The sequence below is a fragment of the Lutispora sp. QWL-02 genome (assembly GCF_058315355.1).
Map to the genome: position 1 here is coordinate 1,283,603 of NZ_CM177762.1, position 24,010 is coordinate 1,307,612.

At 44.5% G+C, this 24,010-nt stretch carries 26 protein-coding genes and 1 riboswitch; of the genes, 22 read left to right on the plus strand and 4 right to left on the minus strand.

Annotated features, from left to right (window positions below):
• Positions 1–2: 2 nt before the first annotated feature.
• The 15 genes from map to rpsI all read left to right on the plus strand — a co-directional run bounded on the left by map (position 3) and on the right by rpsI (position 9,064).
• Entirely contained in the window at positions 3–746 is a 744-nt protein-coding gene (map, locus tag AC4HCY_RS05755; RefSeq protein WP_323433227.1) for a type I methionyl aminopeptidase, read from the plus strand.
• A 14-nt stretch (positions 747–760) separates the two neighbouring features.
• Positions 761–1,042: a KOW domain-containing RNA-binding protein gene (locus AC4HCY_RS05760; RefSeq protein WP_255228438.1), complete on the plus strand. Its 282-nt coding sequence runs from the start codon at positions 761–763 to the stop codon at positions 1,040–1,042.
• 7 nt (positions 1,043–1,049) lie between these two features.
• Positions 1,050–1,268 (plus strand): translation initiation factor IF-1, encoded by a 219-nt coding sequence (gene infA, locus AC4HCY_RS05765; RefSeq protein WP_323433226.1) that lies wholly within the window; start codon positions 1,050–1,052, stop codon positions 1,266–1,268.
• A gap of 16 nt (positions 1,269–1,284) precedes the next feature.
• A complete protein-coding gene (gene rpmJ / locus AC4HCY_RS05770) occupies positions 1,285–1,398 on the plus strand; it encodes a 50S ribosomal protein L36 (RefSeq protein ID WP_015617468.1) in 114 nt (37 codons plus the stop codon).
• Positions 1,399–1,489: 91 nt separating this feature from the next.
• Positions 1,490–1,861: a 30S ribosomal protein S13 gene (gene rpsM, locus AC4HCY_RS05775; protein WP_323433225.1), complete on the plus strand. Its 372-nt coding sequence runs from the start codon at positions 1,490–1,492 to the stop codon at positions 1,859–1,861.
• 32 nt (positions 1,862–1,893) lie between these two features.
• Positions 1,894–2,292, plus strand: coding sequence for a 30S ribosomal protein S11 (gene rpsK / locus AC4HCY_RS05780; protein WP_255228435.1), 399 nt, complete (start codon positions 1,894–1,896; stop codon positions 2,290–2,292).
• Positions 2,293–2,311: 19 nt separating this feature from the next.
• Positions 2,312–2,938 (plus strand): 30S ribosomal protein S4, encoded by a 627-nt coding sequence (gene rpsD / locus AC4HCY_RS05785; RefSeq protein WP_323433224.1) that lies wholly within the window; start codon positions 2,312–2,314, stop codon positions 2,936–2,938.
• 66 nt (positions 2,939–3,004) lie between these two features.
• Positions 3,005–3,952, plus strand: coding sequence for a DNA-directed RNA polymerase subunit alpha (locus tag AC4HCY_RS05790; RefSeq protein WP_323433223.1), 948 nt, complete (start codon positions 3,005–3,007; stop codon positions 3,950–3,952).
• A 19-nt stretch (positions 3,953–3,971) separates the two neighbouring features.
• Positions 3,972–4,313 (plus strand): 50S ribosomal protein L17, encoded by a 342-nt coding sequence (gene rplQ / locus AC4HCY_RS05795; RefSeq protein WP_323433222.1) that lies wholly within the window; start codon positions 3,972–3,974, stop codon positions 4,311–4,313.
• Between the two features lie 343 nt (positions 4,314–4,656).
• Positions 4,657–5,487 (plus strand): energy-coupling factor transporter ATPase, encoded by an 831-nt coding sequence (locus AC4HCY_RS05800; protein ID WP_323433221.1) that lies wholly within the window; start codon positions 4,657–4,659, stop codon positions 5,485–5,487.
• Positions 5,472–6,332, plus strand: coding sequence for an energy-coupling factor transporter ATPase (locus AC4HCY_RS05805; RefSeq protein ID WP_323433220.1), 861 nt, complete (start codon positions 5,472–5,474; stop codon positions 6,330–6,332). Before AC4HCY_RS05800 ends, AC4HCY_RS05805 begins: the two co-directional genes overlap by 16 nt.
• Positions 6,325–7,128 (plus strand): energy-coupling factor transporter transmembrane component T family protein, encoded by an 804-nt coding sequence (locus tag AC4HCY_RS05810; RefSeq protein ID WP_323433219.1) that lies wholly within the window; start codon positions 6,325–6,327, stop codon positions 7,126–7,128. Before AC4HCY_RS05805 ends, AC4HCY_RS05810 begins: the two co-directional genes overlap by 8 nt.
• A complete protein-coding gene (gene truA, locus AC4HCY_RS05815) occupies positions 7,125–7,865 on the plus strand; it encodes a tRNA pseudouridine(38-40) synthase TruA (RefSeq protein ID WP_491095547.1) in 741 nt (246 codons plus the stop codon). The genes AC4HCY_RS05810 and truA overlap by 4 nt, the downstream gene beginning before the upstream one ends.
• Before the next feature lie 350 nt (positions 7,866–8,215).
• Positions 8,216–8,650 (plus strand): 50S ribosomal protein L13, encoded by a 435-nt coding sequence (rplM, locus tag AC4HCY_RS05820; protein ID WP_323433217.1) that lies wholly within the window; start codon positions 8,216–8,218, stop codon positions 8,648–8,650.
• Positions 8,651–8,671: 21 nt separating this feature from the next.
• Entirely contained in the window at positions 8,672–9,064 is a 393-nt protein-coding gene (rpsI, locus tag AC4HCY_RS05825; protein WP_255228426.1) for a 30S ribosomal protein S9, read from the plus strand.
• Positions 9,065–9,284: 220 nt separating this feature from the next.
• Here rpsI and AC4HCY_RS05830 read toward each other — a convergent pair whose 3' ends face one another.
• The 3 genes from AC4HCY_RS05830 to AC4HCY_RS05840 form a co-directional block, all read right to left on the minus strand.
• A complete protein-coding gene (locus AC4HCY_RS05830; RefSeq protein ID WP_491095548.1) occupies positions 9,285–14,147 on the minus strand; it encodes an S-layer homology domain-containing protein in 4,863 nt (1,620 codons plus the stop codon).
• 524 nt (positions 14,148–14,671) lie between these two features.
• Positions 14,672–15,853 (minus strand): helix-turn-helix transcriptional regulator, encoded by a 1,182-nt coding sequence (locus tag AC4HCY_RS05835; RefSeq protein WP_323433215.1) that lies wholly within the window; start codon positions 15,851–15,853, stop codon positions 14,672–14,674.
• Positions 15,854–16,171: 318 nt separating this feature from the next.
• On the minus strand, positions 16,172–16,330 hold the full coding sequence (locus tag AC4HCY_RS05840) for a CopG family transcriptional regulator (protein WP_323433214.1): 159 nt from the start codon (positions 16,328–16,330) through the stop codon (positions 16,172–16,174).
• Between the two features lie 435 nt (positions 16,331–16,765).
• Here AC4HCY_RS05840 and AC4HCY_RS05845 point away from each other — a divergent pair, with 435 nt between their 5' ends.
• The 7 genes from AC4HCY_RS05845 to AC4HCY_RS05875 all read left to right on the plus strand — a co-directional run bounded on the left by AC4HCY_RS05845 (position 16,766) and on the right by AC4HCY_RS05875 (position 22,508).
• Positions 16,766–17,365 carry a nitroreductase family protein gene (locus AC4HCY_RS05845; protein ID WP_323433213.1) on the plus strand — a complete coding sequence of 200 codons (600 nt, stop codon included), beginning with the start codon at positions 16,766–16,768 and terminating at the stop codon, positions 17,363–17,365.
• A gap of 28 nt (positions 17,366–17,393) precedes the next feature.
• Positions 17,394–17,711: a MazG-like family protein gene (locus tag AC4HCY_RS05850; RefSeq protein WP_323433212.1), complete on the plus strand. Its 318-nt coding sequence runs from the start codon at positions 17,394–17,396 to the stop codon at positions 17,709–17,711.
• Between the two features lie 61 nt (positions 17,712–17,772).
• Positions 17,773–17,866: riboswitch (THF riboswitch) on the plus strand.
• A 62-nt stretch (positions 17,867–17,928) separates the two neighbouring features.
• Positions 17,929–18,453, plus strand: a complete 525-nt coding sequence (locus tag AC4HCY_RS05855) for a folate family ECF transporter S component (RefSeq protein ID WP_323433211.1) — start codon at positions 17,929–17,931, stop codon at positions 18,451–18,453.
• Positions 18,454–18,532: 79 nt separating this feature from the next.
• On the plus strand, positions 18,533–19,108 hold the full coding sequence (locus AC4HCY_RS05860) for a flavodoxin family protein (protein ID WP_323433210.1): 576 nt from the start codon (positions 18,533–18,535) through the stop codon (positions 19,106–19,108).
• Between the two features lie 46 nt (positions 19,109–19,154).
• A complete protein-coding gene (gene dpaL, locus AC4HCY_RS05865; protein ID WP_491095549.1) occupies positions 19,155–20,381 on the plus strand; it encodes a diaminopropionate ammonia-lyase in 1,227 nt (408 codons plus the stop codon).
• 230 nt (positions 20,382–20,611) lie between these two features.
• A complete protein-coding gene (locus AC4HCY_RS05870; protein ID WP_491095550.1) occupies positions 20,612–20,980 on the plus strand; it encodes a BlaI/MecI/CopY family transcriptional regulator in 369 nt (122 codons plus the stop codon).
• A 1-nt stretch (position 20,981) separates the two neighbouring features.
• On the plus strand, positions 20,982–22,508 hold the full coding sequence (locus AC4HCY_RS05875) for a M56 family metallopeptidase (RefSeq protein WP_491095551.1): 1,527 nt from the start codon (positions 20,982–20,984) through the stop codon (positions 22,506–22,508).
• A 325-nt stretch (positions 22,509–22,833) separates the two neighbouring features.
• Here AC4HCY_RS05875 and AC4HCY_RS05880 read toward each other — a convergent pair whose 3' ends face one another.
• Positions 22,834–23,937, minus strand: a complete 1,104-nt coding sequence (locus tag AC4HCY_RS05880) for an aminopeptidase (protein ID WP_323433208.1) — start codon at positions 23,935–23,937, stop codon at positions 22,834–22,836.
• Positions 23,938–24,010: the final 73 nt, after the last annotated feature.

Consider the following 24,010-nt stretch of genomic DNA (forward strand, 5'->3'; position numbering starts at 1 on the left):
CTATGTATATTAAGTCAGATAGAGAAATCGAAATCATGAGGTCGGCAGGAAGAATAGTTGCCGAAGTTCTTGAAAAGATGAAAGAGGTAATCCAACCTGGAATTACTACTAAAGAGATAGATCAGCTGGCAGAAGAGCATATTAGGAAAAGCGGAGGAATACCCGCCTTTCTGGGATACAATGGTTATCCTGCCAGTGTGTGCGCTTCAGTTAATGAAGAGGTAGTGCATGGAATACCTGGCCATAGGGTTTTACGTGACGGAGACATTATTGGAATAGATGTTGGAGCATTCTATAATGGCTACTGCGGAGATGCCGCCAGAACCTTTGAAGTCGGAAACTGCTCTGAAAAAGCCAAGAGACTCATAAAAGTTGCCGAAGAAAGCTTTTTTGCAGGAGTAGAATATGCCCAGGAGGGCAACAGGCTTCAGGATATATCCCACGCTATACAAGTACATGTTGAGTCCAACGGATTTTCAGTTGTAAGATCCCTTGTAGGCCACGGGATCGGCAAAAATATGCACGAGGATCCTCAAGTACCTAATTACGGTCTGCCTAAAAGAGGGCCTAGACTAGCAGCCGGATTGACATTGGCTATTGAACCTATGATAAATGAAGGAAAGTTTCATGTGAGAACTCTTTCTGACGGATGGACAGTAGTCACATCAGACGGAAGTCTTTCAGCACATTACGAGAACACAATAGTCATAACTGCCAATGGGCCTGAAATATTGACAAAGCTATAGTTGGGGTGATTGCAATGAAGAATATGCAGCCGGGCCAAATAGTCTATTCAACTGCAGGAAGAGATGAAGGAAGAAAATTCATCGTTCTCAGTATAATAGATGACAACTATGTCTATATTTCAGATGGGGACTTGAGAAAGGTGGATAAACCTAAGAAAAAGAAGTTTAAACACCTTAAGTCAACCGGTATTATAGCCGATTTAATAAAGGAAAAGCTACTTTCTAATATAAAAGTTGAAGACTGCGAAATTAAAAAATATTTAGCTCTTTTAAGTAAAAAGGAACAGGAGGTCTGATTACCTTATGTCAAAACAAGACGTAATTGAAGTTGAAGGCAAAGTTGTAGAAGCCTTGCCAAATGCGAATTTTGTAGTAGAACTGGAGAATAAGCATACAATTTTAGCTCATATATCAGGAAAATTAAGAATGAATTTTATCAGAATATTACCCGGAGATAAAGTAACAGTTGAACTATCGCCCTATGATCTCACCAGGGGAAGAATCACATGGCGCGGTAAATGATCGAGGAGGGTTTAAAATGAAGGTTAGACCATCGGTAAAACCTATATGCGAAAAGTGCAAAGTAATAAAAAGAAAAGGCAGAGTTATGATAATCTGCGAAAACCCCAAGCACAAGCAAAAACAAGGTTAAAATCCTCCTGAGGGAGCGGCTGCATCTTTTAGATGCCCTCAGCGGATTTTCATATATTAGATTTAACATACAGTTGGAGGTGTAGAGATTAATGGCAAGAATCGCCGGTGTTGACTTACCGAGGGAAAAGAGAGTAGAAATAGGCCTCACTTATATATATGGAATTGGTAGAAAAACATCAAACAAGATTTTAGCTGAAGCCGGTGTTAACCCCGAAACAAGGGTTAAAGACCTTACTGAAGCTGAAGTAGGAAGATTGAGAGAAGCAATAGATAAAAACCATAAGGTTGAAGGCGACTTAAAGAGAGAGGTTTCACTAGCCATAAAAAGACTTGTTGAAATCGGTTGCTTTAGAGGCGTTCGTCATAGAAAAGGTTTGCCTGTAAGAGGACAAAGAACTAAGACGAATGCAAGAACAAGAAAAGGCCCGAAGAGAACAGTCGGAGTAAAGAGAAAAAAGTAAAATGATTTCCTAAGAAAAGGAGGTATAATTTAATGGTTGCAAAGCCAAAGGCAAAAAGGACAAGAAAAAGAAGAGAACGTAAAAATGTTGAAAAAGGAGCAGCCCATATCCAATCAACATTCAACAATACAATAGTTACCCTCACTGATGCAACAGGCAACGCCCTTTCATGGTCCAGTGCGGGATCTTTAGGATTCAGAGGCTCGAAAAAGAGCACGCCATTTGCTGCTCAAATGGCTGCGGAGGTGGCTGCCAAAGGAGCTATGGAGCATGGATTGAAATCCATTGAAGTTTATGTTAAGGGACCTGGATCAGGCAGGGAAGCAGCTATCAGGTCATTGCAGGCTGCAGGACTTGAAGTAAGCATGATAAAGGATGTTACCCCCATACCACATAACGGCTGCAGACCGCCAAAACGTAGAAGAGTTTAATAAACAGGAGGTGTGACGATTGGCTAGATATACCGATGCAGTATGCAGATTATGCAGAAGAGAAGGCATGAAGCTTTATCTCAAAGGTGATAGATGCTACACTGACAAATGCTCTATAGCCAGGAGAAATTATGCTCCGGGTCAGCATGGTCAGAGCAGGAAAAAGATTTCCAACTACGGACTTCAATTAAGAGAGAAGCAAAAAGTAAGAAGAATATATGGAATTTTAGAAAACCAGTTCAGATTATACTTTGAAAAAGCTGAAAGAATAAAAGGAGTAACCGGTGAAAACCTTTTGAGGCTCCTCGAACAAAGGCTTGACAATGTAGTTTTCAGAATGGGCTTTGGAAATTCAAGGAATGAAGCAAGACAGCTTGTAAGACATGGACATTTCACTGTAAATGGCAAAAAGGTTGACATTCCGTCTTATCAAATAGAGTTGAATGATTTGATTGCAGTAAAAGCCAGCAGCAAAAATTCAGATAAATTCAAGGAGCTTGCAGAAGCAGCTGCAGCAAAGACAGCTCCTCAATGGTTATCCGTCAACGCAGAAATGATGGAAGCAAGGGTAATATCACTTCCGGTAAGGGAAGACATAGATATGCCTATAGAAGAGCACCTGATTGTTGAGTTATATTCTAAGTAATGGAATTAGAATCAGTTACCCTCGCAAAAATATAAGTATGGTTAATATAAGGAGGGTTTTAATAGGATGATAGAGATAGAAAAGCCGAAAATCGAGTGCGTAGAAATGTCGGAAGACTCAAAGTATGGCAAATTTGTGGTGGAACCTTTGGAAAGAGGGAATGGGACTACCCTTGGAAATTCCTTGAGGAGAATACTTCTTTCCTCTCTTCCCGGTGCCGCGGTTACACAGGTAAAGATTGATACTGTACTGCATGAATTTTCTACTATTCCCGGTGTTGCTGAAGATGTTGTTGAGATAATACTTAACATCAAAAATCTTGCATTGAAAATGCATGGAGACAGCAGCAAGGTAATAAAGATTGATGCTCAGGGGGAAGGCATAGTAACAGCTGCTGATATTACTGCCGATCCGGATATTGAGATAATAAATCCTGATCTATATATAGCTACACTGGGCGAAGGCTCAAGGCTATATATGGAAATGACCGTAGAAAAGGGCAGGGGTTATATTACGGCTGAGAGGAACAAACAAGCTAACCAGCCTATTGGAGTGATACCTATAGACTCCATTTTTACCCCGGTCAGGAAGGTAAACTACAGCGTAGAAAATACCCGTGTAGGCAACAGAACAGATTATGACAAGCTGACCCTTGAGATTTGGACAAACGGAGCAATCAGTCCGGATGAAGCAGCCAGCTTAGGAGCAAAGATACTAAGCGAGCATTTAAACCTCTTTATTACCCTTACCGATCATGTAGGGGATGTTGAAATACTTGTGGAAAAAGAAGAAGACAAGCGTGACAAGGTATTGGAAATGACCATCGAGGAATTGGATCTTTCCGTAAGATCTTTCAACTGCTTAAAGAGAGCCGGAATCAATACCGTAGAAGAGCTCACCCAAAGAACTGAAGAAGATATGATGAAGGTAAGGAATTTGGGCAAGAAATCTCTCGAAGAAGTTCAGCAAAAACTTGAGGCACTAAGTTTAAGCTTAAAACCAAGCGACGATTAAGCGATAAGGAGGTATAGTCATGGCAGGATACAGGAAGCTGGGACGTACTAGCGATCAAAGAAAAGCAATGCTCAGAAATCTTGTTACCGCATTGCTTGAGCATGATAAAATCATGACTACGGCTACAAGAGCGAAAGAAACTCAGAGCATAGCTGAAAAGATGATAACCCTTGGCAAAAAAGGCGATCTTCATGCTAGGCGTCAAGCATTATCATATATAACAAAAGAAGACGTAGTTAAGAAACTGTTTGATGAAATTGCACCAAAATATAAGGAAAAGAATGGCGGATACACCAGGATACTAAAGGTAGCTCCAAGACGTGGAGACGGTGTTGAAGTAGTACTGTTGGAATTAGTTTAATTACATTGGGGCTGGGGATTAAGTCTATGCTTAGTCCCATGTTTTTTATGGATGTATTCTGTTATTCTAACTGATAACGATTGCGAAAGCTCCGAGACTAAGAATTTGTAACTAAGCCTTTTCACATTGAGCGAGACTTTATTTAGTGGGGTTTCAACTCCACTGAATGTTAGTCGAGTTCATGTAAGGTTAATTGCCCGCAGGGCAAGAGAAGATGCCCTGGGGCACTGGACTTAGCTGCACTCTTATATCAGTTAGAATAACTAAGATTCATAAACTGCTAAAAAGGGCTATTACAGTAAAACTAAAAGTACTGTTTGATATTAAAGAGGGTATCTTAAATATGATAAAAACTGAGAATGTAACATTTAAATATTCAAATCATGAAGGCAGCGATTTTTTTGCTTTAAAGGGGATAAATATTGAGGTAAAGGAAGGCGAATTTATCGCCGTATTGGGCCATAACGGCTCCGGTAAATCTACCTTTGCCAAGCATTTGAATGCTTTGTTACTGCCCTTTGAGGGATCAGTATACATAAGCGGAATGGATACAAGAGATGAAAAAAATTTATGGAATATAAGACAAACTGCAGGCATGGTATTTCAGAATCCTGATAATCAAATCGTTGCAACAATAGTTGAAGAGGATGTGGCATTCGGGCCCGAAAACCTGGGGATAAATCCCAAGGATATAAGAAAAAGAGTGGACGAGGCTCTCCTTACTGTTGATATGTTTGAATACAGGAAGCACAGCCCTCACCTTTTATCAGGGGGGCAGAAGCAGAGGATTGCTATAGCGGGCATACTTGCGATGAAACCCCGATGCATAATACTTGACGAACCTACTGCAATGCTTGATCCATCAGGCCGCAAGGAAGTTATTGAAACCATAAAAAAACTGAACAAAGAAGAAAATATTACAATAGTATTGATAACTCACTATATGGATGAAGCCGTAAATGCTGATAGAATATATGTTATGGAAGAAGGCCAGGTAGTGATGCAAGGAACGCCCAAGGAGGTTTTTTCAAAGGTTGAAGAAATAAAAGCCATAGGCCTTGATGTTCCCCAAGTCACTGAGCTTGCTCATATGCTGATCGGGGAAGGGATCAATTTACCCTCTGATATTTTAACCGTTGAGGAAATGGTGGTGGAATTATGCCGATTAAAGTAGAAAACTTAGTGCATATATACATGAAAGACACGGTGTTTCAGCACATCGCTCTGGATAATGTATCTTTTACCATTGAAGACGGTGATTTTATCGGCCTCATAGGCCATACAGGCTCAGGAAAGTCTACATTGATTCAACATCTGAACGGTTTATTAAAACCTACCTCAGGCAAAATATATATTGATGATATTGATATCAATTCAAAGGAAGCATCTCTAAAGGTCATAAGGCAAAAAGTAGGTTTGGTGTTTCAATATCCGGAGCATCAGCTTTTTGAAGAAACCGTTTATAAGGATGTAGCTTTCGGACCAATTAATCTGAAATTAAGTGAAGACGAAGTTCAGGAGAGAGTGAAAGCTTCTCTCAGTTTGGTCGGCTTAAAATATGATGAGGTCAAGGACAAATCGCCCTTTGATCTTAGCGGCGGACAAAAGAGAAGGGTGGCAATAGCCGGAGTATTAGCTATGAGGCCTAAGGTGCTGATACTTGACGAACCCACTGCAGGCTTAGACCCAAGAGGCAGAGACGAAATACTGAACGAGATAAAATTGCTTCACCAAAAAGAAAAAATAACCATCATACTAGTATCTCACAGCATGGAAGACATCGCTAAGCTGGTTGATAAAATTCTGGTCATGAATAAAGGTAAAATTCAGTTCTTGGATACTCCCCAAAAGGTATTTAAGGAAGCGGAGACATTGGAGAGGATCGGTCTCGGAGTGCCCCAGGTATCAAATCTTATCAAGGAGCTCAGAAAAAAAGGCTTCCCGATAGAAGACTGCATCTCCGTAGAAGAAGCCAAGACTGCAATTATTAATGTGATTAGAGGTAAGAAAGATGCTTAAGGATATAACAATAGGACAATACATACCTGGAGACACTCCGGTCCACAACTTGGACCCGAGAGTAAAGATCATAATAACCTTTGCATTTATTGCCGCACTATTTTTTATAGATAAGTTTTTTGGATATCTGTTTGTTTTAGCGTTTATGGTGATGTCCGTAGCTCTTTCCAAGATACCTGTAAAGCTTCTCTTTAAAGGGCTCAAGCCTCTTATAGCAATAATACTTCTGACTGTCGCTTTAAATATTTTTATGACAGAAGGGGAAGTTATTTATAGCATATGGAAGCTCAAGATTACCAAAGAGGGCTTGATACAAGCCGGATTTATGGCTTTAAGGCTCATATTCCTCATAACAGGGGCTTCACTGCTTACTCTGACTACCTCCCCTATATCTTTGACGGACGGCATAGAAAAACTGCTCAATCCTTTAAAGATAATCGGGGTGCCTGCTCATGAACTGGCAATGATGATGACAATCGCCTTGAGATTTATTCCTACGCTTTTGGAGGAAACAGACAAGATAATGAAGGCTCAAATGGCCAGAGGTGCGGACTTTGAAACGGGCAACATTATCAGTCGCGCAAAAGCTATGGTTCCTCTGCTGGTGCCGCTTTTTATAAGCGCCTTCAGGAGAGCTGACGAACTGGCATTAGCTATGGAAGCCCGATGCTATAGAGGAGGAGAAAACAGGACCAGAATGAAACAGCTGATCCTTGAATTCCGGGATTTTGCGGCGATATGTATCACAATAGTTTTTTTTGCTGCAATACTCTGGAGCAGATATTTGGTAAGATGAGAAATATTAGAATAATTGTTGAGTATGATGGAACAAACTATAAAGGATGGCAAATGCAAAAGAATGCTCCTTCCATTCAGGAAGAGATACAAAATGCCATTTTGAAAATAACCGGTGAAGATGTGAATCTCATTGGAGCAGGCCGGACTGATGCAGGCGTTCACGCCAGAGGGCAAACCGCTAATTTCATCACAAACAGCAGAATTCCTTCTGAAAAGTTTGCATGGGCCCTTAATTCAGTTCTGAAAGATGACATTGTAATAAAAGAATCCGCTGAAGCAGCAGAAAGCTTTCACTCAAGATATGATGCCAAATCCAAGATATACAGCTATGTTATACACAGAGGGCTCTTTCCCCCTGCCATAATGAGAAGCTATGTATACCATGTGAATTGCGGCAGGCATATGAACATGAAGGAAATGAAAAAGGCAGCGGCACATTTTGTAGGCACCCATGATTTTAAGTCATGCATGGCTGCAGGCAGCACTGTATTAAACACAGTCAGAACAATCTACAGCATAGAAGTGCAGGAAGACGGCGACTATATAAAAATTTCTTACCATGGCAATGGATTTCTATATAATATGGTAAGAATAATAACCGGAACCATGCTTTATGCAAGCATCGGGAAAATAAAAACAGAAGATATTCCGGATATCATTAGAAAAGGCAGCAGAGAGCTGGCCGGAATCACAGTGCCTGCTCATGGGCTTTGTTTGGAAAAAGTATATTACTAAGAGGAAAACGCAGGCCGCGATCCAGACCCCAGAACCCTACCCTGATGCTAGAAGCTAGCGGCAAAATTTAAGTTGACACACTTGGTACATTGTATTAGAATATTAGTGTTGCGAATTTTGATCCACTGCCCCGGATCTGGGTATCGACAACATTTAATTATAGACAGATATTACTGAAGCTTTGAAGGCTTTTAAGTTTCTAAGTGGGATTCGAAACTAACGCTTATTGAAGCTTGACGTTAATTTTTAAATATGTTCAATAAGTGCAGATATAACGTAATGTATTTGCAGTCGTAACTACGATACAGGGTTACGAGGATTGGGAAAAACTATTGCAAGGAGGTATAGGGATGAAGTCATTTATGGCAAAAGCCGAAGATGTTCAAAGAAAATGGTATGTTGTAGATGCAGAAGGCAAAGTCCTTGGAAGATTAGCCAGTGAAGTTGCAAAAATTTTAAGAGGCAAGCATAAGCCTATATATACACCCCATGTTGATACTGGAGATTTTGTAATCATAATAAATGCAGAAAAGGTTGTTCTTACAGGCAATAAATTAGACCAGAAGATGTACAGAAAGCATTCACTTTATCCGGGAGGCTTGAAAGAGACTCCTTATAGAAAAATAATGGCCAACACACCTGAAAGGGCCATTGAAGCAGCAGTAAAAGGAATGCTTCCTCATAATAGCTTGGGCAGAAAAATGTTCAGCAAATTAAAAGTATATAAGGGTTCGGAACATGAACATCAGGCTCAGAAGCCTGAAGTGCTCGAACTCAATATATAATGTAGGAAGGAGGAAGTAGTTGTGGCGAAAGTTCAATATTACGGAACAGGCAGAAGAAAACACGCTGTTGCCAGAGTAAGACTGGTACCTGGAGATGGGAAAATAACCATAAATGGTAGAGATATTGACAATTATTTCGGGATGGAAACCCTTAAGCTCATAACAAGACAGCCATTGGTTTTGACAAATACAGTAGGAAGATTTGATGTGCTCACAACTGTTGTCGGAGGAGGCTATACCGGTCAGGCCGGCGCAATAAGACACGGCATATCAAGAGCTTTGCTGGAAGCTGACAAGGAATTGAGACCTGTACTGAAGAAGGCCGGCTTCCTGACAAGAGACCCAAGAATGAAGGAAAGAAAGAAATACGGCTTAAAGAAGGCCAGAAGAGCACCACAATTCAGTAAGAGATAATTTTATGTCGACGTACACACAAGTATGTTTACAATTACAAAGTTTGCTTTTTGCAAGCACACAACCGTCAGGGGGAAACACTCCTTGGCGGTTTTTTTATGCAGCGATTTACGCATAGATATAAATGAAAATACATGTAATAATGTAGCAATTCTGCCGCAGAAAGCCAGTCACGATTTGTGGCTGGCTTTCTGCTTTTTATACTTACTAATTTTTTGCATTACTTTCCCAGCAGGTTATATAACACCTGTGCCATTTCGGCGCGGGTGGTTGTGCCCTGTGGTGTGAGCTTTTCGTTGCTGCCGCCGATGGTGCCGATTTTAACCAGCAGCGTCAGGGCTTCCTTTGCCCAGGCGTCAATCCGTTCCGCGTCGGTAAAGTCGGACAGTGTCTTTCCGGAATCGCCTCCAGGCTGGTCGTCAGCTTCGCTGACTGATCGCCCATGCGTCCCGGGCAGTTGCCCGATGACCTTGAGGGCATTATACAGCAGGGTGAACATTTCCTGTCGGGCAATCTCTTTATCCGGTGCATATTGGTTGTTGCCTATACCTGAAGATATGCCAAGCCGCTTCGCCGCCGCAAGGTGACCGGTGTAGTAGGTATTGCCCGCGTCGGAGAAGTTGTCGGTCAGGTTTGCATCCGGCGCGATACCGTAAGCTCTCATCATCAGAACGATAAACTCGCCGCGTGTCAACTTGGCATGCGGGCTGTAATTATCGTTTCCCGTACCTGATGTGATTTGCCTTGCTGCGATGAAGCTCACGGCCTTGTAATACCAAGCGCTGGAAGCCACATCGTTAAAGCTCATTTTGCTATATGCTACTGCGTAGTTGCTGAAGTGGGTGGTGTTGAATGTAACCATGCCCGTCACCGGATCGTAGCGCCCGTTGGGGGTGGTGATTACATTACCGCTGCCGTCGATGTACCATACGACGATACTTTCCGGATTAGCGAGTTCCGCCGCTGTCGGGGTATAGGGGATGGATACCGTTACCGGTGCGTCATGATTGCTCCAGTCGGTCTGCTTGCCGTCTATGGACAGTGTGAGTTGGATAAGCGGCTTATCGCCGATGGCGGTTTTTATGTCATCGGGCAGATGATCTTTATCTCCCTTGCTGATAGCGATTTCCGCTTTGTTTCCGATGATTCCCGAAACGCCGGCCAGCATATTCGACGGAATGGTGATACTGCCCTTGTCTGTGCTGAGGGTCAGTTTGCCCTTTTCACCGGTCTTGGACAACTCCGATGCCGGTATGCCGAAAGTGTAAGTGTCAACGCCGGGGATGGAGGGCACTGTAAGAATCGCCGTCCCCGAACTGTCAAAAATGTCTTTTGCCAGGATTCCAAGGTCTGTCGTGACGCTGCCTGTATTCATATTGACACTGACGGGCAAGGTGGTTTTTGATATGTTGGTACCTATAACGGTAGCTTTATATGATGGTGTGGCAGGAGTGCTGTTATTGCTGCCGCCTCCGCTGCCTCTGCTACCGTCTCCGCTGCTATCCCTGCCGCTATTGTATGTCCATTTAGCGTAGAGGGTTATGTTCCCTATTACTGTATCAGTACCAAAGTCCCAAGCGTTTACACAAGATGTTTGCTTATACCAGCCCAAGAAGGTGTGGTTTGGCCATGCTGGCGCAGACGGTTCGGCTATGGTGGAACCTGATGCTACACCTGTTATGCTTGCTACTGGGCTGCCGCCCTGAGAGTCAAATGTCACTGTGTATGTTGCTACTGCTTCGGTTTTCGGGAATACCGCTGTGACTAACTTTGAAGCAACCGCATTGCTTACCGATGCGGCTCCCGCTACTGTGAAGAAGTTGGTTCCCACCCCGCTCAAGGTATACCCTGCTTTCGGCGTCAGCGTTATAGTTGCCGTATAGACCGTGCCCCCTGCGAAGGCAGCGTGGTTGGGGCTCCAGGTCACGGTTCCCGTGTACTGAGCCGTTTCGGTTATCGCGGTTACAGGCGTAGCTCCCCTTAACGGAATGGTTACTCCCGGAATGGCGGAGATGCTTATTGCAATGTCAACAGAAGCTGGAGTCAGGGTAAAGTCCACAGTCGAGGTGTTTCCAGCGGTGACAATAACATTGTTTACTGTTTCGCTTTTATATCCCGCTTTGCTGGCGGTGATGGCATAGTTCGATCCCACCGGTACGTTGGGAATGGTATATGCTCCGCTAATGTCTGTTGTCGCTTGGTAAACCGTTCCGCTGACGGAGAGACTCACGGTGACGCCAGAGATGGGGTTATTCCCGATATCTTTGGCTACACCGGCGATAACCCCGTTAACCGGCGCAGCCAAGAGAAAATTTACGTTTGGGGTCGTGCTTCCTGCTGTGACTGTGACATTATTCACTGCCTCACTGTTATAGTCTGTTTTACTGGCGGTGACGGTATAACCCGATCCTATCGGCACATTGATTATGGTGTAGGTGCCGTCCGCAGCTGTTGTCGCCGTGTAGCCGGTACCACCTGCATTGACAGTGACGGTAGCTCCCTCAAGCGGGCCGCTGCCACCACCCGCGTCGTTATATAGAACCTTTCCGCTGATGCTGCCTGTAGTAACAGCCGCTACGACCGTTACATTTACGGTTTCTGGATTGGTCACGCCGTTCACGGCTACGGTCAGGGCATGGCTGCCTGTCATTGTCAGGGTGACAGGAACGTCTGACGTTCCTACGTTGAAGACAATGGGTGCATTATATACTTCACCGTAGACACTATCCGTGACTGTGACATTTATATCTCCGCTCAAAGCAGAGCCATCCGTCCCTTTGGCGTTGGTTATGCTCAGGTCGAAGGCTACACCTGCGGTTTTGTCGCCGGGCACTGCCAGCTGGACATCAAAGCCGGAGAGATCTCCTGCCGGGTCAACAACGCAGGTTACTGTCCAGACCTGCTTTATGCTGTCCTGAGCTGTTACGGTGTAGCTTGCAGGGCTGCTGAAGTTCTGTGCCGTTCCCGAGGCTGGGCTAATTGTGGCGTTGTCCGAAACCGTGATGGCCGGAGCCAGCGCAGTCACATCCGTGCCGCTGGGCATATGGAACTCCACGGTGTGGTTGGCGGTGTCAATCGTTGATGCTCCTGTCTGTCCCGTTACCGTAAAGCCGGTGATGTCGTTGGCGCCGCTCTGGGCGCCGTATCCCGCCGTCAGGGTCGTGCCGGTGGCAATGGTAACCGGCGTCCCCGGCGCGTAAAACGTGGTTCCGTCGTACCAGCCCAGGGTGCCCGTACCGGGGCCTGTGTAGTTAAAACCGTTTGCGGCCGTGATTTCCGGCAGGGTCAGCGAGCCGGTATAGACCACGGTGGCGGAGGTCAGCGGGCCGATATCGAACCCCGGGTTTGGGGACGGTGAATTTACACCGAGCGTGCCGCCTGTACCCAAATCAAAGGTAATGGTTTTCAACTCGGTTCCGGCAGGGGATTTGATTTCGAGGACGGGGCGGAAAAAATGGCTAGCAAATACATAATCGGTGCTGGAGTAAGTCCAATCGCGATTGAATCCCCTATAGGATATTGGCCGACGAATCGCACGCATGGATGAGTCTTTGGCGTTTGTATCCTGCCCCATATAGTTTTTATACCCAATCCAATTCGCCAAGTTCCAGCCTCTGAACTGATAAATCGCATCCTTATCCAGAAGCTGGTCCCACTCGTTATTGCCCGGCAGTCCCCGTTGCGCCCCCCATTTAAAAGGGTAACCATCATTTAAGCTGCTGCCCATAGACATGGAGCGGAGACTATAGGAGATGCCTCCGCTTTGGTAGTCTCTGCCAAAGATGAGCCCTTTTCCGTTTAAGGTATCCCAGGAGACATTGCTGGTCCCGTCGCAGGTCGATACGAACAGGCTGCGGTCGCTGGCTGCGGCATTGGCGGAAGCCGATGCGTCGCCGCTGGAGCTTGCGTCCAGGGAATAGGCGTTGATCGTCCCCGCATAGAGGAAGGGCACCCATTTAAGGGTGGTATCGGGCCAATAGCCGTAGGGAGGTATAGTGCCGCCATCAGTGTAGTTAACCTCACCCGGAATGTTTTCTCCCGACAGGTCAAAATAATAGATCCCGCCGGGTTTAAGGTTGTACTGCTCCGCCACGGGCTCGTATCCGGGCCTCAGTACTGTCCCCGCGGGCAGGTCGTATTCCTTTCCCATTTCATAGAGATTAGTGCCGTCGGACCAGCGGAGCTTCCCCCAGCCGGCGCTCAGATGGGTAAACCTGTCGTCCGCTGTGAAGTCCGGCAGGGTAATGCGTCCGGTATAGACCACCGTAGCGGAGGTCAGCGAACCCGGGTTCCGTTCGCCGGACTGACTGCCCAGGCAGCCGTCGCTGCCCATATCAAAGGTGATGGTTTTCAGATTGGTAGAGGAGTCGGATGTGATTTCAAGGGCGGGACGGAATGAGCAATTAGCCCACAATTGCCACATATCGGAGTCCTCCGCATTCCTGAGCCAAAAGCCGGCCGTGTAAAATCCACGCAGGGGACGATTCACGGTAAATTTAGGGTTTGGATCGTGGTAAACCGTATCCTGTCCCCAGGAAAAACCATTTACGCCCATGAAGTTCTTAATATAATGGGCGTTCTTGGCCAGAATCTGGTCCCATTCGTTGTTTGCCGGTGTCACCGGATCAAACCCGTTGTTAAAATTGCTGCCTGCGGACAAAGAGCGGAGAAGGTAGGAAACGCCGCCGCTTTGGTAGCTTCTGCCGAAGATAAGGCTCTGGCCGTTCAGGTCACCCCAGTTGACCTTGGTGGTCACCGTGTATTCCGACACAAACAGGCTGCGGTCGCTGGCAACAGCCTTGGCGGAAGCCAAAGGATCGTTGTTGGAGGCAGCGCCCAGGGAATAGGCGTTAATCGTTCCCACATAGGTGAAGGGCACCCATTCCAGACTGGTGTCGGGCAGTTGGTCGTTTACAGTGCCCGGCAGGCTCTCACCCGATAGGTCAAAATAGTAGGTGCCGCCGGGGGTAAGGTTGTACTGCTCGGTTACGCCGCCTTCGGCCTGTGCCGTCGCCGGCAGCAGCACAAAGGTCATTACCGCCGCCAGCAGCAGGCCGAAAATAAATTTTTGCGTCATTTTCATATTATTAAGACCTCCTTTACATATTAGACTATGATGAAAAAGCCATCCTTTGCTTTCATGTCATTCTCTTTCCTCTCCTGCTGATTTAGATTCACGCCGCCGCTCGTCGCACATACACACGCCGATGGGGTCGTAAGGTGTCTGTTCCCGGTAAAACCAGCCGCAGCCGCCGCAGTCGTCGGGGGCCGGCTTCCCCGGGATACTGGGCTTGCAATGGGGGCAGCTCTCCTGCTCCGCCGTGGCGAAAGGGCGGCCCTCGCCGGTATACTCCGGGCGTTCCTCAAAGTCGGGGTAGGCAGGGTAGCTCTCGCCAAGCTGATCGTCGTATTCGAGGTAAACGGGAAAGTTGCGGCCTCCCGCCCGATACACCTTATATGCTTTCTTTGGCTCAGGGCACATCCGTTCACGCTCCTTTCCGCATCGGGGATATAGAAACCCCTATGATAGCTTTTCATTACTATCATAGGGGTACATTCATGTTTCCGGTAGTGACTTTTCACCCTCAAAAAGTCACATTTTTTCAATCATATAATGTATTTTGCAAGCTCCTCCCGGCCGGATATATATAGCTTTTCGTAAACCTCCAGCATGATGTTTTTGAGCCTGCCCACGGAAATACAATGCTGCTCAGCAATTTTGGCGTAAGGAACGCGCTGCGCCACAAGCAAAGCTAAGTGATATTCCCGTAGGGTCAGCATAAGCGTGATATTATCCTTGGTAAATTGGTTATGAAAAGAGATCCAGTTTTTCCATGTGCGTTTCCATTGTGTGAGAACCGCATCACGGAAGGCGGGATACTCCCGTTCCAGACACTGCTCCATCAGACCTCCAAGCGCGGTAACGGCCTCCGCAAAGGGCGTGATAAAGCTGTGGGGCAAGGCGAGCTTCATAGCTTTCAGCAGCCAGTGCCGGGCCTCGTCGTCGCGTCCGAGACAATGGCAGGCCACGGCGCAGGTCATTCGCAGATAAATATCTGTCGTCGTGAAACCTTGGGGCTGTGCGGACAGGGTCAGAGCGGTCTGCGCCACGGACAACATGGCGTCATACTTATGTAAACAGTAGAAATACTTCGCGCGCAAATAAAGGGCGTTCGGTCTCGCTTGTGGAGCGAGGGCGCTGAAATCTCCTTCTTTCAGCCAGCCGGGGACCATGTTCGGAGCGATGATGCTCACGGCTGCGGTGGCGAGGGCTTGCTCCGCGATAGCGGCAGCTCCGCTTCCCTTGTGGACTTCCGCGCATTTTTCAAGATAAGCTTCGATCTCGGTGTAGGCGGGGTAATCCCCTAAGCTGATGGTCGCCGCAATCGTCACCGGGCAGGCGCGAAGCCGCGCCGCGTTGTCTCCCCGGGTTCTTTGAAAGCATGCCATTGTCGTTGAGAAATCTCCACGCAGGTAGGCGATTTCGCCCTCGTATTGAAGTCGCATCCTTTCTTCGTTTACGGTGTCTAGGACCGTGTCCGGGTTGTCGTGCGGCATGGTACCAGCGGTAGCCGCCAGAAGGTGGGCAAGATCCTCCGAAAGCGAGGGCTGGGGAGCCGGCTGCTCACGGCGTCTTTTATCGGCAGGCCGCTGGGCATGCTCCGGTATAAGCCACAGATTGCCTCTTTTTATAACTCCCTCAATTTTGTTTTCTGTACAATACAGGGTTACAATCCGAGTACCCAACCCCCATTTCTCTGCGGCCTCCTTCACGGTCAAATAAAGCATAAAGCTTACCCCCCTTATTCCACAATTATACAATCAATATACTGCTATTATCTGCATATTGCAAATAAAAGAAATATACAGGAACAATCGAAAATTGAAAATAATCAAAGCAAAAAGACAGGCCGCAGCGAAACCGATACACCTCGGCTTGTCTTTTAATCTGTCCTGCCGGGTTGCGCGGTACAGCTATAATGTTAATAGCGTGCATAAAGCCTGATAGGTCAAACTCTCCTGTTCAGCTTCGTGAGTTTTTGAAGCTGTCAGCTACATTTATTCCTAATTGTTCGCCTTCTATGGATTTGGTACACTGTTAGCGAACTAATATGTCTTTACAATCCGCATCATCTCATCGCCGGTTATCAGTTTTCTCTGATAATCGACCTTTGCTTTGGACGCCGCTCTTGACCATGAGCGGAACTCATTCCTCGTCATATCCTTGGGATTATCAGTCGGACGCCCCATTTTTTTATTCCCCAAACCAATCACCTCACTTAGTGGGGTCACTAATGCTATAACTTATAGACGTCGCTAAGTCAATGGCAATTTGAAAATTCTAATTTTTTAAACAGATAACGACTGCTCATAAAAGCGTATTCAGTCCTTATGAAGGCATACACATGATATGAAAAACAGAGGGAAATGTACCCATAACATATATGGAAATATATGCTTTCGGAGGGTAGTGTTGATATGATATAATTATAAGAGAATTATAATTATTCAGGCAGGGTTTGCATAAGCAGCGCAAAGCTGCCGGATAATATATTCTGACTCAGGTAGGGTTATAAACTCCATTCGAGTTAATAATAATTTTAACACAATGATGAATAAGCCTAAATAAAAGCTTATTTCATAAATTTTACACGAGTACAGATACTACTTCTGATTATTTAAATAAGGGGATGAATTTACATGGCAAAAGATTTTTATACTGCCGTGAAGGAAAGAAGAACCATATATGGAATAAGTAAAGAGTCGGCAATCTCTGATGAGAGGCTTAAAGAAGTAATAAAGGAGGCAGTCTTGCACAGCCCTTCAGCTTTTAACTCTCAAAGTGAAAGAGTTATTCTATTGCTGGGAGATAATCATAACAAGCTATGGGATATAACCATGGAAGCCCTGAGAAAAATTGTGCCTGAGAATAGATTTGCACCTACGGAAGAAAAGATAAATTCATTCCGCGCCGGATATGGTACAGTATTGTATTTCATAGATTCCAGTATAGTTCAATCACTGCAGCTGCAATTCCCCAGGTATAAAGATAACTTTCCTGTTTGGTCGCAGCAATCCTGCGGTATGCTTCAGTATATAATTTGGGCTTCATTGGAAGTTGAAGGCTTAGGAGCATCATTGCAGCATTATAACGAGCTTATTGAGGATGAGGTAAAGAAGCAATGGAATATTCCGAATAACTGGAAGCTCATCGCTCAGATGCCTTTCGGCAAGCCCACGGCACCTGCCGGTGATAAGGAGTTCATGCCGCTGGAAGATCGCGTTAAAGTATTCAAATAGATAAATTTAGTATTAGCGGGGTAATAAGATGAGGTCAACGGAATATAGAACCGTTAGCCTGCCGAGGCTCAACAATCTAAAGCCCAGTATAGAATCCACAGCTTTAAAGCTTATGGAGGAAGCGGGGGAGCTGGCGCAGCTAATAGGCAAATACAGAGGATTAAACGGTGAAGAATGTAGAATGGAAGAATCGGTTGTCATTGACAGGATTGCCGAGGAATTATTGGACGTAGCACAAGTAGCTGTTTCAATGATGTATGTTCTGGAGGAGAACTACAATATCGACCTGGATGAAAAGCTTAAACAGCATATAGAGAAGCTTATGGGAAAGGGGTATATAAAATAGCAGAGAATAATATATTTTGTTTACATCACTCATATTATTATATATAATGTTATGAATAGCTGACAGAGTAGGTACTGTGCGTTAAGTGTTAGACGGATGGGAAGTTGCCGCTAAACGAAAGGTATGACCTGCGGTACAGTATCGCGTCCGCTGTCACATAGAGAAGAATGAATCCTTCTTTAGTGTGACCTGTCGAGCTAAAGAAGGAGGTAATATTATGAATAAGGCAGAAAAAAGACTGAGCACATTGTCCATGGCAGTCGGAGGATTGCTCGCCGGCATGAGCATTATTCTCACCAGATTCTTTGCTGTTTATCTGGTAGGGGGCTCTGTCAGGCTAAGCTTTGGGGATATCCCCATTTTATTAGCAGGTATGCTTTTAGGCCCTGTCATAGGCGGGCTCACCGGAGCAATTGCAGATCTTGCAGGTATGCTCATATTTGGCGGAGGAGGTTTCCCCTACTTCCCGGGGTTTACCTTAAGTGCAATGCTTACGGGAGCGATTCCAGGCTTAATATTTTACAGGACCAAATCCAATTATAGCCTTTGGAAAATTGTTTTGACCATTATGATCACATCTTTATTGGTATCTTTGGGATTAGGCACCTTATGGCTTACGATACTTTTGAAAAAGGGATTTTTAGTGCTGCTGCCTGCCAGAATAATAGCAAGAGCGATTATGGCGCCGATAGAAGTTGCCGTGCTATATCTCATACTATCAAGAGTAAGGTTCATACAATAAATGCAATAGAGGGACAAAGGGACACTGAGGACGGTTCTTTTTGTCCCTTTGCATACCAAACAGTAAAAGGAGGATTCCTATGAAAAATATCCTTGCTATATATGGCAGTCATCGAAGAGGACAAAATAGCGATATTCTATTGGACGCCTTGCTTAAGGGCATGGAAGCGGAGGATACATCCGTAAAAAAGTTGTATGTTGCAGCGCTTAATATCAGACCTTGCCTGGCTTGTGACCACTGCTACAAGGACGCAAAATGCATAATCAAGGATGATATGCAATCCATATATGAGGATTTTGAAAGAGCGGATATGGTGATAACTGCTACTCCAATATATTTTAATACAGTATCATCCGGTTTGAAAACATTGATAGATCGGTGCCAATCGATTTGGTCCGGCAAATACATACTGGGCAAAAGCCCCATAAGCCGGAAGAAAAGGCTGGGACATGCAATATGTACTGCAGGCTCGACAATGGCAGATGAGGATTTTGACTGCACCATTAAAGTCCTCGATATGTTTTACAAATGCATTAATGCAGAGTTGGCAGGGAAAACCCTGGTGGCTCATACAGACAAGCTTCATGTAAAGAATAATAAGGAATTGCTGGATGCTATGGTGAATAAGGGCAGATATATATTGGAGGGATTTTAACGTATTATGCGGCAATACTCAGAGTTCAGAAGGTAGGAGGTTTGGAATGAGCAACTATTCAGACTTGAAATGGATTGAAAACACAGAAGCGAGAAACAGGCAAGGGAAAAAGGTGAAGGTAGATTTCATATCCAGAGATGTTGTATCCGGTGTAAGAGATTTTCACAAGAGCTTTCCTCAATATGCAGCAACACCCTTGCATGATTTATCAAACCTGTCGAAAGAATTGAATGTGTCAAATATTTGGATTAAGGATGAATCTTATAGATTCGGACTTAATGCCTTTAAGGTACTGGGAGGATCATACGCAATAGGCAGATATATATGTGACAAAACCAATATGGGTTTGGAGAATTTGACATATAGCAATTTAGTATCGGAAGATACAAAAACAAAGCTGGGAGATACCGTTTTTGTCACTGCAACCGATGGAAATCACGGAAGAGGAGTTGCTTGGGCATCAAGAGAGATGGGATATAGATCAGTAGTATTCATGCCTAAGGGCTCTGCGGAGATGAGGCTCGAAAACATTAGAAATGAAGGCGCGGAAGCTTGTATAACTGAGTACAACTATGATGATGCCGTGAGACTGGCAAATGAATATGCCCTCAAAAATAATGGAGTAATGGTACAAGATACAGCTTGGGAGGGCTATGAGGAAATTCCCCGGTGGATCATGCAAGGCTATGCAACAATAGCAGATGAGGTTGAGGAGCAGCTAAGGGCATTAGACTACGGAGAACCGACTCATGTATTCCTCCAGGCCGGAGTAGGATCTTTTGCCGCAGCAATGCTTGGATATTTCGTAGACAAATATGGAAACGACAGGCTCATATCTGCCATTGTAGAGCCTGATAAGGCGGATTGCTTATATAGATCTGCGGTTATAAATGACGGAAGGCCCCATGCTGTAACAGGCCATATGGATACCATTATGGCAGGCCTGGCATGCGGTGAGCCCAATACAATAGGCTGGAAGATATTAAGGGATTATGCGGATATGTTCATATCCTGTCCGGATTATGTTGCTGCAAGAGGGATGAGGATATTGGCAAATCCCATAAAAAGCGATCCCAGGATAATATCCGGGGAGTCCGGTGCTGTGGGAACAGGCTTGATAAGCCTGATAATGCAAAAAACCGAATATAAGGAACTCAAAGACAAGCTGAAGCTGGATAAAGCTTCAAGGATTCTGATCATCAGCACCGAGGGTGATACTGATATAGAGGGTTACAGAAAAGTAGTATGGGACGGATATTGCCCTGCACATTAGAATGGAAGCAATTGAGGCTTTCATAACTGGGGCGGTACTTCTATCCGAAGGGTATATAAAGTCTGCCATCTTTGTTATCTTTAATAAAAAAATTCACAAGGAAACCAAAAACTAGAAGGGGCTCAAGAAATCCATATTTTCATGTCAAAGTAGAGAATTTTCTTGACATATATTTAAGACAATTGTAGTATATATTTAAGACAATTAACTTATTTAAGGAGGTGGCTAACATGATGAAATTGCCGGAAGCAGAATTTGAGATTATGAAGACCGTTTGGGCAAGCGATCCTCCTGTCACCACAAGCCTTGTTATGCAGCAGATAGGAAAGGTGAAAAACTGGAAAATACAAACCGTCGTTTCACTTATGCAGAGATTGATTGATCGTGGTTTTTTGAGCAGCGAGAAGCAAGGGAAGGAGCGTCTTTACTATCCAATCATAAACCGTGATGACTACCTGCGTTTTGAAACTGAATATTTTATGCGGCAATACCATAAGAACTCATTTTTAAACCTAGTTAATGCGCTATACAGGTATGAAGATATTTCGGATGAAGAATTCGATGCTTTGTTTCAGTGGTTAAAGGATAGGAGGGGTTGACATGCAGAACTTTCTTATCATGTTCTTACTCCGTTCTTTTACTATGACGCTCCTTGCTCTTTTTAATATAGCTATCACGCCGCTTCTTTTGAAGCGCTATCATGCAAAATGGTGTTACTACGCTTGGATGATTATTATTGTAAGTCTTATTTTCCCGTTCAGGTTGCATACCAACAGTTCCTTAGTGGAAATACCACTGCCTGCGCAGGAGGTAGCAGACGCAGCAATGGAAGGTTTTCCAGCCTCTGTGGCATCCGCTCGGAATTGGATGGAATCGGTGACTCGCTCGCCTTCGAGCTTTTCTGTTTGGGAAATGCTCACGGTTGTATGGTTCTTGGGTACTATCGCCTTATTTGCCTGTTATGTCACACGGCACTGCCGCTTTATGTCAATGGTTCGGCGGTGGAGTGAGGAAATAACCGACTCACAGACACTTAAAGCGTTTTGTGATGTGGAAAAACAAGTAGGCATTCGCGAGAAAGTGGGTATTAGAAAATGTTCCTGCGTTTATACTCCCATGTTGATAGGCCTTATTCGACCGTCCATTGTCCTCCCGGATGTCATCTATACGCCTGAGGAACTAACCATCATACTTAAGCACGAGTTGATACATTTCAAACGCAGAGATTTGTGGTACAGGGTTCTGGTCATCGCTGCTAGGAGCATTCACTGGTTCAATCCATTTCTTCCTTTCGTCGCTAAGGAGATCGCCGCTCTGTGTGAACTTTCCTGCGACGAGGAGGTGGTAAAAGATGCTGATTTCAACCTGCGTAAGCAATATAGCAAGATTATTTTTTCTTCCTTAAAAAAGATACAACCCCAAACCGCATTTTCCACAGATTTCGGAGGTGGACAAAGAAATGTGCGAATGAGAATTACTTGGATTATGGATATAACCAAAAAGAAAACTGGATTCGCGATGGTTTGTGTGCTCTTAATCATTGTTCTCGGAGCGAGTTCGGTATTTTCTATATCTGAAACCCCTGTCAACTATATAGACAAAACATTTATGAAAAAGCGAATTATGAGCGGTGCGGCTCTCGGTGGTTTCAGCTCAGATAGATATATAATATACCCGGAGGGTGCAAATATGGGTAATATGCCTTCGGAGTCGGTGGAAAGCAGGGATGCCTATTCAGATACAGCTCCCGACGGTACAGCCTTTATTGAACTTCGCTACCGCTATCCATTTGAAATTATCCAGAAGGATGAAACAGGCAAAGAATATGCTACTCGGGTGTTTTTTGATTATGACTATGTTTTATCCGACAGCATCGAATATCAGGAACTAAATTATCTTATAGGATCATACCTTAAAACGTTTAAGACTATCTTCAATGATGCATCCTTTGAGGAACTTATTCATGAGGACGGTATCTACTCAATGTTAAAAAGATGCAAGGAATACGTAGATAACAATACGGATTCGCGTGTCCGCTTTAGGTTTTATCTCAGCGGTATCGGTGGCGATGCACCTATAGAGGGGATACAGCACGAAAGAATAAATGAACTTAACACATTCAATTAACCATAAAAAAAATTGATGGGATACATCATGTGGGTATTGATTCAATTATTGTTTAAATGCTGTGTTTATGCTATCTGTTATGACGACACAAAACGGGTGGCAGCAGTGATTTCAATCTGTACATTGATTACTGGAATACAAAAGAGCAGACATATGTGATTAACGGAATCGAGTTTAAGGTTCTCACTTCAAATCCCATTATGATAAGAGGCAAATTTCTTGCCGATAAAACTATTGAAATGCGCGATCTATATAATGACAATTATACCAGTGGCTGATACAGCCACTGGTCAGTTTAGAGATTATAATATGTTGCTTCTAGCTGCTATATGAGAAGCTTTCCATCCTTATATATCAATCCACCGTCGGCATAAATCTCTCCGCCGTCCTTCATATCGCATATCATATCCCAATGAAGGCTGGACGCATTCTTGCTCCCGCATTCCGGCATTCCTGCTCCTACTGCTATATGTATGGTACCGCCGATCTTCTCATCAAACAATATATTCTTGGTAAACTTTTCAATATCATAGTTGGTGCCTATGGCAAATTCGCCCACAAATTTAGCACCCTCATCTATATCCAGCATCTGGAGCAAGTAATCTTCACCTTTTGCTGCCTTTGCATCCACTACTTTTCCATCCTTAAAGGTCAAAGTTATATCCTGCACTTCCCTTCCGCCATATATGGCAGGATATGTATACCTTATATAACCGTTTACCGAATCCTCTACCGGGGAAGTAAATATTTCACCATCGGGGAAGTTTACCCTGCCATCGCAGTTTTCCCAGGTCCTGCCCTTTGTACTGAGCTTCAAATGGGTATCCTTTGCGATTATTTCAAAATCCGATTTTGTATTCAGTATTTTTACAAGCCTTTCCTGCTCTTCATGGACCTTTGTCCAGTGAGCAACAGGATCATCTGAATCTATATGACCGGCCTCATAAACAAAATCCTCATATTCGGATAATGACATTTCGGCATCCATGGCGCTTCCATTGGTCGGATACTGAGTACCGCACCATCTCAAGGCGCCGCTTCCCATCCTATCCATGTAGATTTTGTTGTATTCAGTCATAGCCTGAGATCTCAGCTTCATCCTGGCCGGATCTATGTTGGATAGTGATTTTGTATTATCCTCGCCCCATATGGTCAGATAAGCATCCACATTCTTAATAAGCTCAACGGAATAAGGCGCTATATAGGATAACTGCTCATCATTCCCATATTTAAGGAGTATCTCTCTGTCATCCTCCAGGCTGTTAAAAATCATAGGATGCGCACCGGCAAGAAGAGCTTCCTTATAGACTTCTCTTACCAGGGGAGCGCATATAATTTTGGACTGAATCATTACGGTTTCTCCCTTTTTCAACCTCAAGCTGTAATGCACCAATAATTTTGCTAATCTGCTGATTCTAATATCTCCCAAACTAACCCCTCCTCAGAATATATATAATAAATATTATAGCATAATGAAATTTATATGAATATGACATACTTAT